This is a genomic window from Sphingomonadaceae bacterium OTU29LAMAA1, assembly GCA_024072375.1.
In the GTDB taxonomy this organism is placed as follows: Bacteria; Pseudomonadota; Alphaproteobacteria; order Sphingomonadales; family Sphingomonadaceae; genus Sphingomonas.
In genome coordinates this window covers 387,445-401,268 of record CP099617.1, presented here as the reverse complement: position 1 = coordinate 401,268, position 13,824 = coordinate 387,445, and the positions used below count along the sequence as shown (strand labels likewise).

The window sequence follows — 13,824 nt, the reverse complement described above, 5'->3', positions numbered from 1 at the left end:
TCCTCTCCGGCGGCGGGTGTGCCTGCTCGTCCGATGTTCCCGTGTACGGCTAATCGACCGACCGGTCGGCTGTCAAAAGGGTCAGCTGTGCGGGTTCGGATCGCTGCGGCGGACGATCGCGGGCGGCGTCCATCGTCCGGCCTGCGCAGCGGCGGCAGGACCGTAGAGGCGGAGCATCAGCATGAAAGGCCCCGCCGGCGCGGGCAGCCAGTTCACCGTGTCGGGGTCGCCGGGCGGTGCGTTCTGCAACAGGATACGGACACCGCCGTCAGCATCACGAATGAGCGACGGGGTGCGGTCGCCGATCGCATACCGGCCGATGGGATTGTCGACCATGAGGCCCTGCGCATGGTACATCGTGACCGACCAGAAGAACTGTACCGGGGGCACCTCCCCCTTGGCGAAGCGCAGTTCGTAGCTGTTCCGGCCATCGAGAACCTGCCCATCCGAATCGAGGCGCGCATTGGGGTAGAGCGCCTCTTCCTTCGGCAGAACATAGATCTGGTCCATCGCAACGGCGGCGCGCAGCAGATAATCGTCGCCGAATACCGAGCCCTGGTTGTTGATGCTCCAGCCATGCACGTTGCGACCAAGCGAAAAGGTCTTCTGCCGAACCGCAGCTTCGCCATCGCCGATGCCCAGCAATGCCGCCGCCCGTGTCGCCGGGGTCAGCCGTTCGGGCCGATAGCCGTCTTGCTTCGAAAGGCCGATCCGCCGGAACGATTCGACGAGCGGCCGGTCCGCAGCGGAGGGTCGCCAGTCGCGCAGGACGACGCCGAGCATCGACAGGAACAGGTCCGGGCTGGTGACGGCGTTACCGCTCGCCAGCACACCCTGTGCTGTCACCGGCGGCAGGACGTCGCGCTTCGCCGCATAATCCTCCCATCGCCGCAGGCGGATACGCTGTTGCAGCGCGGTAACGGCGGGGATGTCGGAAGGGCCGGCAACCAGCGTGCGACCCGCAACCATCATATAGCGCTGGTCGGATCGCACCTCGACCATGCCGGCGGGCACCCGATGATGCTGGCCCGGCCCCTGGATGAAGACCGGGGGTAACAGATGGCCATGCGTGCGCTGGCCGAGCGATTGCCGCGTCGAGCTGTCGGCCTGGCCCATCTGAAAGGTATAATAGCGACTGCCGAAATCGGGCGTTTCGAGAACGTAGGGACCGCCCGCCATGTCCAGCCATGCAAGACTGTAGAGCGTGTCGGCATTGGGTGCGACGCCCTGCCGCATCTTTGGCGATCCCAGTTCATGCGCATGCCCGAAACGGTTGATCGCAGCGCCCGGCGAGGACGGCGGCCGCGTGCGCAGCGGGTCTGCGGGTAATGTCAAATTCTGGCGAAGCTGCGCCGCGCGGACCAGCGGATAGCCCCAGACATAGGCGCGCATGGCGAGCAACCGTGCGTCGCGCGTCTCGCCCGCAAACTGCGCTGTGGTGCCGGATGGAGGCGATTGCGGCGCCTGCGCCGCGATGCCCTGCGTGACCTGCGTGACCTGCGTGACCATCAGGACTGGGAAACCCATGGCGACTGTCGCCCATCGACGTGTCATGACCATTCCATCCTCATCGAACCGCCCTCTCAATCGGGGCGTCGGATCATCGTAAATGCCGCGCCCCGATCCGCAGCCTGTCACAAGCGACAGCGGTCGATCTGTTGACGCCCGACCAGACGGTCGGGCATTACGGGGGCAGGAGAGGAGGTCGCTATGTCGACGCTCACGAACACGCTGGCGCATATCCCGCTGTTGGTGGAACACGCGCCCTATACGCTCGCCGGCTATGCGGAATTTCGCGCCGTGATCGAACAGGACGGCGCCCTGCCCGCGCGGATGAAGGCGCTGTTCGCAGCGGTCGCGGCAATCGATCGCCGCTACCCCGAACTCGCCCGACGCGAGCTGGAACGCGGCGTCGCGCTGGGCGTGACCGCGCGCGATGCGACCGCCGGGATCATCGTCCTTGCAAGCCTGCGCGGCGAGGGCGCCGCGATCGAATTCGCCGCACTCGTCGATGCCTGCCTTCCCGGTTCGCCCACCACCGCTACCGGCGACGCGCTGCCGACCGCGTCGGCGGGTGAAGCCATCGACAATTTCACCAGCTATTTCGGCACGATCCCGCCGGCGCTGGACCAACTGCTGCGGCTCTCACCGCGCGGTGCGGACGGCTATTACCTGATGCGCCGTGGCAGCATCGACGCCAACCCGCTGTCGCCCAAGCACGGTGAACTGCTGCTGCTGACCATTCTGGCGGCAAGCTACAGCCCGATGGCGTCGCGGCACGTCGATGGCGCCCGGCGTGCCGGCGCCACCGATGCCGAGATCGCGGAGGCGACGCTGTGCGCCGTCCCCGCCGCCGGCATCGCCGCCTGGATGGCGGTCGGCGGCCTGCTCGAGCCCGTGCACCCCGAAACGGCGTCTTAATCACTCACATCACCCGACGCGGAGCTATTCGCGCCGATACTTCCAACGGAGAATGACGACATGGCAACGGAATACGTCTACAAGCAGCCGAAGACGGAAGAGACCGACGTCATCCAGTATGAGCTGGCGGAAAACGGGATCTGCACGATCTGGCTCAATCGCCCGCACAAGCGCAATTGCGTGAGCCCGAAGCTGCTGCGTGATCTCGAGGCTGCGGTCGACCGCGCTGCCGAGGACAAGAAGGCGCTTGCCGTCGTGTTCCGTGGCCGCGGCAACACCTTCTGCGCCGGCGCCGATCTCGACCAGCTCGTCGGGCCGGTGCTGCACGAATCGAGCACGTCGCTGCAGCTCGCGATCGATTCCGCGCGCACCTACGACAAGATCTATAACATGAAGAAGCCGACCATCGCCTGCGTCGAGGGCTATGCCGTCGCCGGTGGGTTCGAGCTGTTCATCTCGTGCGACTTCGGCATCGCTGCCGACGACGCCAAGATCGGCGATTTCCACATCCGTCGTGCGCTGTTCGGCGGTGCCGGCCCGATCTATCGCCTGCCGCGCTACATCGGCATGCGCAAGTCCAAGGAGCTGATGCTGACCGGCAAGCTGCTGTCGGGCACCGAATGCGTCGAATGGGGCCTGTGCAACGCCTCCGCGCCGAGCGGCGACGCGCTCGAACAGCTGATCCAGGACTTCTGCGCGCCGCTGATCGACAAGAGCCCGTTCTGCATGTGGATGACCAAGATGGCGCTCAACCGCGGCATGGACGCGGACACCAACTCGCTCATCACGCTGGAAACGATGACCTGCAACGTCGTCCACCATTCGGCGGATGCGAAGGAGGGCGTCGCCGCCTTCCTGGAAAAGCGCAAGCCGGTCTGGACGGGCAACTAAGGCGATGGCGGTCAGCATGGTCGTGGTCGCCAGTCGCCCCGCCGACTGGACGCAGGATCGCTTCACCACATGGTGGCGCGGCCCCCATGCTGCGGCGGCCCGGGTTTTGCCCGGGCTGATCGCCTACCGCCACGGCGTCGTGACAAAGGACTATGACAATCCCGGCACGCCGGGGGGGGATAGTCCCGAAGCGGCGGGCTGGGATGGCCACGCCGTGCTGACCTTCGCCAATCAGGCAGCACTCGACGCCGCCTTCGCGTCCCCCGAGTGGAAGGCCGCGACCGCGCAGACCAAGGGCATGGGCGGGCGGCGCATCATCCTCATCACCGAAGAGGTGGATTTGTTGGAGACCGGAGCCGATGGTTGATCCCGTTCCCGGCTTCGCAACGGACCAGTTCCGGCTCGCCGGTCGCCGCTGCCTGATCACCGGCGGGCGCGGCGCGCTCGCCGAGGCGATGGCATCGACGCTCGCCGACCTCGGCTGCTCCGTCGCCCTCGCGTCACGCACCAGCGACGAATGCGAGGCGATCGCCGCACGCGTCGCCGACACCTATGGCACGCGGGCGATCGGCCTCGCCTGCGACATCACAGACGAGGATTCGGTCGAACAGGCGGTGGCCACCACGATCGCCGAACTTGGCGGGCTGGACATACTGGTGAACAACGCCGGCGCCTCCTGGTGGGGTCTACCGCAGGACATCCCGCTCAAGGGCTGGCGCAAGGTGATGGACGTCAACGTCACCGGCACCTTCCTCGCCTGTCGCCATGCCGCGCGTCACATGATCGCGCAGGGCGGCGGCGCAATCGTCAACATCGCCTCCGTCGGCGCCTTCATCTCCTACCGCCCGGCCGACGGACAGGTCGTACCCTATACCACCAGCAAGGCGGCGATCGTCCACCTGACCAGCGATCTCGCCGCGCAATGGGCCGAGCACGGCATCCGCGTCAACGCCATCGCGCCGGGATCGATCGAAACCGGCATGACGGAGACGCTGACGCCCGAAGTCGCCGATCGCACCCGCGCCGGCATCCTGCTCGGCCGGTTCGGTCGACCCGACGAGGTCAGCGGCACGCTTGCGCTGCTGGCGTCGGACGCGGGCAGCTTCATCACCGGCCAGACCTTCCTCGTCGATGGAGGACAGTCGCTTGCCTGACGATCTGACCTGGAACGATGCGCGGCTGTGGTCGCAATTCGCCGCATTGCTCGCGAGCGCGCCAGACGCCCCCGCCGTGATCGATTGCGACGAGCGAATCTGGTCGCGCCGCATGCTCGCCGATCTGGCGGTGCCGATCGCCGAGCGGCTGCGCGATGCCGGCGTCGACGCGGCATCGCGCGTGCTCGTGGCGGCGCACAAATCGGCGGCGACGCTTGCCGTCGCGCTCGCCGTGTCCCGTCTGGATGCCGTCTTCTGCCCCTATTCCTCGAAGCTGTCGGCGGCCGATGTCGCGGTGCTGGAGGATCGGCTGGGCCATGCGGCGCGCATCGAACCCGACGGTGCGGACGGCGTCCGTCTGCTGCCCCCGCCATCGGACCGGCGGTCCGCCGATCCCCGCAACGCGCAGACGGTGCTGATCGGATTCACGTCGGGCACCACCGGTGTTCCCAAGGCCGTCATGCACGGCGCGGAGGCGCTCAACTACGCGACCCGTGCGTTCGCCGGCATCGCCGATCTTCAACAGGGCGAGGCGATCATGGGGCTGGTGCCGCTCGACAGCGCGCCGGGATTTACCTTCACCGCGCATTTCGCGCTGTCGCTCGGCCAGCCACTCGTGATGCTCGATCCCTGGGTGCCCGAGGAGGCGCTGCGCCGCGCCGAACATTATGGTGCCGCCTGGTCGATCATGGTGCCGACGCATCTGTTCACGCTCGTCGAGGCGGCCAGGCTGGGCCGCTGGCAGGGGCGCCTGTCGCTGCGCGCGGCAGCGGTCGGCGGCAGCGCGATGACGCCCGAACTGATCGCCGACGCGGACGCGCTGCTCGGCCTGCGAGCGTTGCGCGTGTTCGGCATGTCAGAATGCATGGGGCATTGCTGCGCGCATCCCGGCCATTCGCTCGACCGCCGCCAGCAATATGACGGCATCCCGTTCCCCGGCACCGAGGAGGAGGCGTTCGACGATCGCCTCGCCCCCCTGCCCCGCGGCAGCCGCGGACAGGCCGGCGTGCGCGGCCCGTCGCTGTTCCTGGGCTATGCCGACGGCCTCGGCGCGGGGCAGGAACGGATGACCCCCGACGGTTTTTACCTGACCGGCGACGAGATCGTCCGCGATGCCGAGGGCTTCGTGAAGGTCGTGGGCCGGATCAAGGACCAGATCATCCGCGGCGGCTTCAACATCGATCCCGCCGAGGTGGAGGCGGCATTGCTGCGCCACCCCTCGATCGTCGAGGCGGCGGTGGTCGCGGTGCCGGAACGCAAGCTGGGCGAACAGGCCTGCGCGGTATGCCGCATCTTGCCGGGGCAGCGGGCGATCGATCTGCCGGAGCTGCTGGCGCATATGGAACAGCTCGGCGTTTCGCGAAAGAAATGGCCGGAGCATCTGGTGCTCGTCGACAGCATCGCCGCCACCGCGACGGGCAAGATGGACAAGAAGGTATTGGCGGCACACGCCGCTGCGGTGCTCGGGCGGGCCTGATATCCCGATCGGACGTTGCTGCAAACACTATCACCGGGGAGGCACGATGCCGGTATTTTCCTACGATCTCAGCGGTCGGGTCGCGCTGGTCACCGGCGCCTCGTCCGGTCTCGGCAACCATTTCGCGCGCATTTTGGCAGGCAGCGGCGCCAAGGTCGTGATCGCCGCGCGTCGGCTGACGCTGCTCGACGATCTGCGCGATGCGATCACGGCGGATGGCGGCGCGGCGGTGTCGGTGGAAATGGACGTCGCCGACGAAGCGTCGGTGATCGCCGCCTACGATCGCGCCGAGGCCGCATTCGGCCCGGTCGATACGATCGTCGCCAATGCCGGCATCAACCTGCCCGGCAGCTCTCTCGGCTTGGCGATCGACGATTTCAACAGGATGGTCGACGTCAACGTGCGCGGCGTGTTCCTGACCGCGCGCGAGGGCGCCCGCCGCATGGTCGCCGCCGGCAGCGCGGCGCGCGGCGATGGCCGCATCACGATCATCTCGTCGATCACCGCGCATCAGGCCTCGCTCGGCATCGCCCCCTATTGCGCGACCAAGGCCGCGGTCGCGCAACTGGGTCGCGCGCTGGCAAAGGATTGGGCGGGCAAGGGCATCAACGTCAACGTGCTGTGCCCCGGCTATATCGAGACCGAGCTCAACGCCGACATCTGGACGCAACCGATGGGCGAAAAGCTGCTCGACGGCTTCCCGCGCCGTCGCGTGATGCCGATCGACGCACTCGACCCCGTTCTGCTCCACCTGTGTTCGGATGCCGCCAGCCATGTCACCGGTTCGGTGCTGACGATCGACGACGGCCAGACGTTATGACGGCGCGTCGGCACGTGCCCGGCTGAGGTCGCAAATGACCGCGCCTGCACCGGACGGCGATGCTGCGCCCCAGCGCCTGCTGCCGCATTTCGATCTCAACCCGGATTTCGGAACGGGCGCTTTCTGTCGCCGGATCCGGCTGCGCCATCGCGATGGCGTGGTGGTCGGCGCATTGGACGACAACAACCACGCGATGTGGGTTCGGCTCTGCCATGCCGATGGCGCGGTGACCACGATCGACGGCGGTTTCCATCGCTGGCCGACGACGGGATGCCTCGGTGCGGCGGACATCCTGCAGGACATCGTCGGCCGGTCGATAGCTGCCACCCGCGATGTCGTGGGCGGGGATGGCCGCACACGGCATCATTGTACGCATCTGTTCGACCTGGCGATGCTGGCCCTGGCGATGGCGCGCCGTCCGGAGGGCGATCGCCTGTGGGACGCCGTCGTCCCCGATGCCCACGGCGGTCGGACGACCGCGACGATCGGCCTGGACGGAACCATCGTCCACGCCTGGATGCTCGACGAAGTGATGATCATGCCCGCAGTCGGACGGCCACAGCAATCGCTCCTGTCCGGCTTCGCGCCCTGGGCGCGGACGCATTTCAGCGACGACGCTTTCGAGGGCGCAACCGTGCTGCGCATGGCCGCCTTCACCGCGCGAGCCCGCGCGCACATCACCGACAACCATCCGTGGCCGCTCGCCGATTTCCCCGAACGTCGTGACGCCTGCCATGCCTATCGCCCGCCGCAGGTCAACACCGCCGAACATCGGATCGGCGTCGTGCGGGACTTCAGTGCAGGCGTCATCGAAGCTCCGATGCCGGACCTTATGAATCGGAGCGACCAGTGATGACTGGGCTCCCGCTCCCGCCGCACCTGCAGCGCTACGCCGGCCTCGGCCTCTGGGCGAACCGCACCATCGGCGATTATGCGTTGCAGCGCGCGTCCGACCGCCCGGATGTGACGGCCTTCGTCGATGGCCCTCATGCGCTCGATCGACAAACCGTCGCGACACAGGCGCTGGCCCTGGCGGATGCGATGACGCGCAGCGGCCTCGGTGCGGGCGACGTGGTCGGCATGCTCCTGCCGAACTGGTGCGAGGCGGCGACGATCAATCTCGCCTGTGCGCTGGCCGGATTCGTCGTCATGCCGATCGTCCCGATCTACCGGCACGCCGAAGTCCGCCACATGCTGGCCGATAGCCGGTGCCGCGCCATGTTCGTCGCCCACAGCTTCCGCGGCTTCTCGCATCGCGACATGGTCGAGGACCTCGCCGCCCATCTGCCCGCGCTAGAGCACATCGTGGCGGTCCGATCGCCCGAGCGGGACTATGAAGCGCTGATCGCGACCGGTGACGCAGGCACGTATCGCAGGCCGCAGGTCGATCCCGACACGGTCAAGCTGCGCCTGTACACCTCGGGGACCACCGGCACCCCGAAGGCGGTCCTGCACAGCCACAACACGATGGAACGCGTCGAACGGATCAGCTTCGCGCGCTGGCAGGTAACGGACGGCGACGGCATCCTCATGCCCAGTCCGGTCACGCACACCAGCGGATATGCCAATGGATTGGAACAGCCCTTCGTCACCGGCACCAGAACGATCCTGATGGAACGATGGCAGGCGGATGACGCGGTGGCTCTCATCGATCGGCACTCGCTGTGCGGTACGGTCGCAGCGACACCCTTCCTCCAGGAACTCGCGACGGCGGCACAGCGGGCAGGGTCGGACTTGCCGAGCTTCCGCTTCTTCGCCTGCGGTGGAGCGCCTGTGTCGCCCGCCGTCGTCATGGAAGCCAACGCAAGCTTCGCCCGGCCATGCGCATTCCGCGTATTCGGCAGCTCGGAAGTACCTCTGGTCACGTTGGGATTCCCGCCCGACGACCTGATGGCAAGGGGTGCGACGAGCGACGGACAGGTCTGCGACTATGAGGTGCGCGTCGTGGATCATCAGGGAACAGTCCTGACCCCGGGCGCAGATGGCGAAATCGAGACGCGCGGTCCGGCCATGTGCCTCGGCTACGCCGATGGCCAGCAGACACAGGCTGCGTTCACCTCCGACGGCTGGTTTCGCACAGGCGACCTCGGGATCGTCAGGGCGGATGGAACGGTGACGATCACGGGACGAAAAAAGGACCTGATCATCCGCGGCGGCGAGAACATCAGCGCACGTGAAATCGAAGAAGTATTGGAACGTCATCCGCGCGTTCGCGAAGCGGCGGTGATCGCAGTACCTCACGACCGGCTGGGCGAAGGCGTCGGCGCGTTCCTCATCTCCGCTGGCGGCGAGCACGGAGATACGACGGACATTCTGGAGTTCATGGCTCATCAGAGATTGGCCAAACAGAAGCTGCCCGAATGGATATGGTGGATCGAGTATTTGCCAAGAACGCCGACGGGTAAAATTCGAAAGGATATTCTTAGAAAATTGGCAGCTAAAATTCTGCCAAACATAGCTGTCCATGAATAGAGATTTACCTTGTCCGTAGAATTTACATACGTATTCCGACAGTTTCATCTTTTCTAATACGAGCATTACACGCTCAGCGAGTTTAGGCATGGTCCGATTAACAGCCGCCCGTCCCTAACCCGACTACCCGTTGAATGGTTGCCCACGCCACTCGGTCGTAAACGCGGGGGTTCGCGGCCTTTGGTCAAAGGCAGCCCCTCCGTCGCCTGTCTCACCTCCTGAACAAACGTCAATAATTGTTAATCGCAGCCAGAAAGCGGAATGGCCGCTTTCCACCAAGCGCGGAAATTTCTGCGTTATAAGTGGCGATCCGCAATGGACGGAGGACGCGACCCGGCGTTAAGTATCCGATTGAGCTGTCATCATAGCGCACGGCGTTCTTGTTCGTGAGGAGAGCGGCCGGCAGCCCGGAGGCCTGATGTAGAAGTAAGCCGCTACCGTTAGCCTAACCCTGCCAGCCGAGGTCATCGCGGGCATAGAACCACAGCTTACCGGTCTCGATGTTGCCACGCCCGGCGCCAGCCTGGGTCCGGAGCGTGGTTAAATTGGAACTTGTCGGCCGCAAACAGGTGGTTGGGTTTGTGCTCGGCAGCGGCTGCGATATTCAGCTAACATGGTCCGCCCAGTCGGCCTTGCTCAAGTGGTCAGGGTCAACGCCGTCGCGGCCCCTGTAATACTGCTTTTTGGAGAGGAAAAAGGGCAACGCTAGGCAGGTTCGCGCAACATAAGCGCAGCGGGGTCATGGAACGTAGGACACTCACGCACGTAACTAACTGAAAAAACAATGCATTATCTAGGATGCGATAAATATGAAATATCGGGCTGAGGACGTGGAACCCCATCACGTACCTTAACAAGTATTCGGTATTTCGCGTTACAGATCAATTAGTTAGGCTGGAACGGGTCCCCGCGGCTAGTCGGATCGTAGCCCCCTACGCGTATGACACGCCTCCAAGCCGCCAATCACCCTCGATCCACAGCGTGCTCCCTCGGGAGATCGGGTCGTGAGCGCGGACCGCGTGGACGCCCTCTATGACGGGCAGGAGCTTAGCGGATGGGTGGCTGACTGGGTTGAACGCATGACCCTCATCTATCACCAATTCGAGGATGCCGGGTCGGTTCGATGCTTCCTCGGACATCGCGCAGGCAATGATCCGTCCCTCACCCTGCTGATGCAGGCCAGCAACGGTGAGGGATACGGTGAGCATGTGGTCCTTGGGGGCGATCCGGGGTCGACCATGGGCTACCCCTCCGTCCGGGACGGCGTTGAGGGCCTTAGCCTTCTGGCCCTCCTCCTGAACCAGATCGACCACTCCGTCGTCTTGGAGCACGGCCCGGCGGTGGGTCGAAGCTACGGGCATCCAGTGTTCGAGCAGCCCTACCATGCCTTCGACGACAGGGTGCTTCCGTGGGAGCTGCACAAGCTCCCCCCTCCCCTCGGCATACGCCTGGCCACGTGGGTCGAGCGGCATGCCGCCGCAATCCGCAGGCTTGGGTCGATCGAAACAATTCTATGCCGGCTGGATGCCGGGCACGAAAATGAGCAGGAGATCTATAGCTGCAAGTTCAGCGTAGAAAATGGGCGTGACCACGCGGTCGAGCTGCGCGTGACAGGCAATCGCAGTCTGAAGACCGCTGACACCCAGGCGAGATCGACCTCAGAGGCGCTGGCGATGCTCAGCTACATACTCAGGGAAGTGCGTCTGCCAGCGACCCTGGTATCTAGAGCGATCGCTTGAGGAGGAGCACGGTCATGAGGCGGGAATCCCGGACGACCAGTTCGAGAGGGTGGCGGGATCGTTCGGCCAAAGCGAAGAACGTCGGCGTCGCCGGCTCGATCGAGCGTGCCCTCCAGCGCCTGCCAGCCTCGTCTAGCAGGATCCGGAGCTCGGCATCGAACCTGCCGAGCAAGTCCGTCGGCCAACCCGAGCGATCGATGGTGATCCTGGCGCCGCCGAACGGGAGTAGCGTGAGGACCCGCTCGCCATAAAGTACCGGCGATGTGAACCGGAGGGTGGCGAACCAGATCGCCTGCGGGGGTGCATCCGCATCGGATGACAGCGACCTGAAGACCCGCCCGTAGGTGTTCATCGAGGCGGGAAGATAGTCCGGGACTACAAGAGGATGGTCATGCCCTACGGCGCGCCCGGCCCATGCCTCGCAAGCGCGCCTGATGTGCGACACCACCGTAGCGCGTGGGCCACGGCGGCGCTTCTTCTTGCCGTCGTCGACGCTCCTGGTCCGCCTCGTGGGCTCCGCATCCCCGTCGTCGGACGTGCGGACCTTGTGTACGCTCTCCGTCGACAGATCGATGCGTGCGGGGGGCTTGCCCGACGACCCGGACCGGCTGGATACCGTCCTTTCCTCGACGAGCGCACGCACCTGCACTGGCCCGAAATCGCACCAGTCAGGATGGGGCTCCTTCGGCCTCGCCTTGAAGTAGAGCTCCGGAGGGTCACCCGGCCTGCGTTCCCGCCTCGCCCCCGGAAGTGGCTTCCAGTTCGGCATGCACGTGGCAAACACCGCGACGGTGCAGTAGGGGCATGAAAACGACCGAGCCTTCGCCTCCTCCAGGGTAAACTCGTTCGACCGGCGCGGCTTCCCGTGATCATCGTTGGCATGGTCCACAACGCACCTCCCTTAGGCGGACCCTACCACACGCTATGCGGAAGCGGTTGCAAGGGTCGGCCGCGCAACCGCGGCACGGCGCCGCATCAACGCCGACGCCATTGCCGGCGGCCCGAGCACCTCAGCGATCGCATGAAGAGGTGCCCAAATCTCACCCTCGCGATCGATGCGCCCGATCATCAGCTGACGGTAGCGCGTCTCGACCTCCGCGGCATGCGTCATCGCTATGACATGCAACTCGTCGCGCACCGCGTCGGTATCGACGTCGCAAGCCGGGCGTGCTGCACCGGAGGGCACGCAACGGACGGTGACGCATCGGGAAGCCAGCACGGGCTCGATACCGCGGGTGGTGGTGACAAGCCTGGGCCCAAAGAAGTCGAGCGTCTGCACCTTGCCGCCACAGGTGACGATCGGCTTCCGCGCGGTGCTCTGTTTGTAGCCGAGCTTCAGGGTCTGAGCGAGTTCACTAAAACCGGACGTGTCGGGCCCCAGACCCTCGGCGTCGTCCAGAACAACGAGGCCACCCCCCTCCCGGGCAAGGCGGACCAGCGCCGCCGCGGAGCCCTGCCCCATGACGGCCTGGTTGAACGAAAGGCCTGCGACCGCGAGCGCCAATTCGGACTTCCCCGAACCACGCGGTCCTTCCGCGACCAGCAGCGGGACGGCATCGAACAGACGCGCAAGGTGCGTCAGGACCGCGAAGCCGGTCGCGAGCCAGTGGTCGTCCGCGTCCGGCAGCCACACGCGCGACATCAGCGCCGCATGTGCATCACGCATCACTGCCGGTGTGGGACGCACGCATGGATCGCGTCCGAGCGTCCGCGCGGCGACGAACGCCTGTATCGAGCCTAGGGACCACGTCGCATGGCGGCTGGCGGAAGGCGCCGCGTCGATCCGCGTTCCGTCGGTCAAAGCGTGCACGCGTCGCGCAGCGGCGGTTCCGGGCGGCGCGGGCAGGATCTCGCCCTCCAGCACCGCACCATCGCTGCGGACGACGACCGTCTGGTAGGCATGAAGCAGTCCGGCGACCGGCCCCACGTCGCGATCGGCGACCGTGCGCCGTTCGACCAGCGCCGGATAGTACATGCGGCCGTCCCGCCACCCCCCATGCAGGCAGGTGGTCGCGGCGGAGAAGTCGCCTGCGGCGGAGTCGCCGTCGGCGATGCGCGCCCGGTCGGAACCCAAGTGAGTAGCGCCGGATAAGATCTCAAGGAGCCAGTCGACATGCCGAAGAGCGATGGGCACGTCGTTGGAAGGCGAGCAGGCGGCCAGCGGCGCGTGCTCCACGGGCCTGCCGGACCACCCCGCGATCATCGAACGCATGGCAGGCGGCACCGAGCCTGTCACGAGCACCCGCTCCCACTTCGCCCAGTAGCGTGCCATCGACCAGACTGCCGGAGCCACTTCCGCCTGACTGCTCGTCACGAAGGTCGCCGCGATGTCTCGGCGACCCGCCGCCTGGCCAAGCTGCCACATCTCGACGGGAGAGCCGCAGATCACCACGATGTCCGACCCGACGGACCAGGTCACCGCCACGGCGGCGCCGGCGCTCCAGTTCGACGGATGCTCCGGGTTCACGGTCACTCCCGGCAGATTGACGCTTGCGAAACGCCGCCGTCCCCGGTCCGCGGCAACCGGAAAACTCAGCACGCGATCGACGCATCTCCCATCCGAGCGCTGGTATGGCTCCCGCATACCGAGCTGGAACGCCTCGACCGTCGAGGCGTCGATGCCAAGGCGCCGAAGCTCCTCCATCGCCTCCTGGTCGCGTCGCAGGTTGCTCATGAGCCTACGCAGATTGGCGTCGGGGCGTCGTGCCGCAGCCTTCCTGGTGATCATTTCTCACCTCCTCTACACTTCGTTTATCCGGTTTTATCGACCGATTTCGCACTCGAATTCTCACACTGCGACTGGAGCGATCCCGTCGTCGGTCTTCGCACCCGCGACCCCGGTGAGCGGAT

Annotated in this window: 12 protein-coding genes; 9 read left to right on the top strand and 3 right to left on the bottom strand. The window is 65.9% G+C overall.

Features of this window, described 5'->3' with window-relative positions; all coding sequences use genetic code 11:
- Positions 1-81 precede the first annotated feature (81 nt).
- On the bottom strand, positions 82-1,554 hold the full coding sequence (locus NF699_02230) for a DUF1214 domain-containing protein (protein ID USU05540.1): 1,473 nt from the start codon (positions 1,552-1,554) through the stop codon (positions 82-84).
- 156 nt (positions 1,555-1,710) lie between these two features.
- Between NF699_02230 and NF699_02225 the strand changes: the two genes are divergently transcribed.
- The 9 genes from NF699_02225 to NF699_02185 all read left to right on the top strand — a co-directional run bounded on the left by NF699_02225 (position 1,711) and on the right by NF699_02185 (position 10,974).
- Positions 1,711-2,421, top strand: a complete 711-nt coding sequence (locus NF699_02225; GenBank protein USU05539.1) for a carboxymuconolactone decarboxylase family protein — start codon at positions 1,711-1,713, stop codon at positions 2,419-2,421.
- A gap of 60 nt (positions 2,422-2,481) precedes the next feature.
- Positions 2,482-3,312, top strand: coding sequence for an enoyl-CoA hydratase/isomerase family protein (locus NF699_02220; GenBank protein ID USU05538.1), 831 nt, complete (start codon positions 2,482-2,484; stop codon positions 3,310-3,312).
- Positions 3,313-3,316: 4 nt separating this feature from the next.
- Complete coding sequence (locus NF699_02215) at positions 3,317-3,679, top strand: EthD family reductase (GenBank protein ID USU05537.1); 363 nt, start codon at positions 3,317-3,319, stop codon at positions 3,677-3,679.
- On the top strand, positions 3,672-4,466 hold the full coding sequence (locus NF699_02210; protein ID USU05536.1) for an SDR family oxidoreductase: 795 nt from the start codon (positions 3,672-3,674) through the stop codon (positions 4,464-4,466). Before NF699_02215 ends, NF699_02210 begins: the two co-directional genes overlap by 8 nt.
- Positions 4,444-5,943 (top strand): fatty acid--CoA ligase family protein, encoded by a 1,500-nt coding sequence (locus NF699_02205; GenBank protein ID USU05535.1) that lies wholly within the window; start codon positions 4,444-4,446, stop codon positions 5,941-5,943. The genes NF699_02210 and NF699_02205 overlap by 23 nt, the downstream gene beginning before the upstream one ends.
- 46 nt (positions 5,944-5,989) lie before the next feature.
- Positions 5,990-6,763, top strand: coding sequence for an SDR family oxidoreductase (locus NF699_02200; protein ID USU05534.1), 774 nt, complete (start codon positions 5,990-5,992; stop codon positions 6,761-6,763).
- Between the two features lie 34 nt (positions 6,764-6,797).
- Complete coding sequence (locus NF699_02195) at positions 6,798-7,616, top strand: DUF2889 domain-containing protein (GenBank protein ID USU05533.1); 819 nt, start codon at positions 6,798-6,800, stop codon at positions 7,614-7,616.
- Positions 7,616-9,235: an AMP-binding protein gene (locus NF699_02190; GenBank protein USU05532.1), complete on the top strand. Its 1,620-nt coding sequence runs from the start codon at positions 7,616-7,618 to the stop codon at positions 9,233-9,235. Before NF699_02195 ends, NF699_02190 begins: the two co-directional genes overlap by 1 nt.
- Before the next feature lie 1,004 nt (positions 9,236-10,239).
- A complete protein-coding gene (locus NF699_02185) occupies positions 10,240-10,974 on the top strand; it encodes a hypothetical protein (protein ID USU05531.1) in 735 nt (244 codons plus the stop codon).
- Here the strand turns inward: NF699_02185 and NF699_02180 are convergent.
- Complete coding sequence (locus tag NF699_02180; GenBank protein USU05530.1) at positions 10,958-11,863, bottom strand: hypothetical protein; 906 nt, start codon at positions 11,861-11,863, stop codon at positions 10,958-10,960. The two genes, NF699_02185 and NF699_02180, sit on opposite strands and share 17 nt — an antisense overlap.
- A 33-nt stretch (positions 11,864-11,896) precedes the next feature.
- Complete coding sequence (locus NF699_02175; protein ID USU05529.1) at positions 11,897-13,702, bottom strand: hypothetical protein; 1,806 nt, start codon at positions 13,700-13,702, stop codon at positions 11,897-11,899.
- Positions 13,703-13,824: the final 122 nt, after the last annotated feature.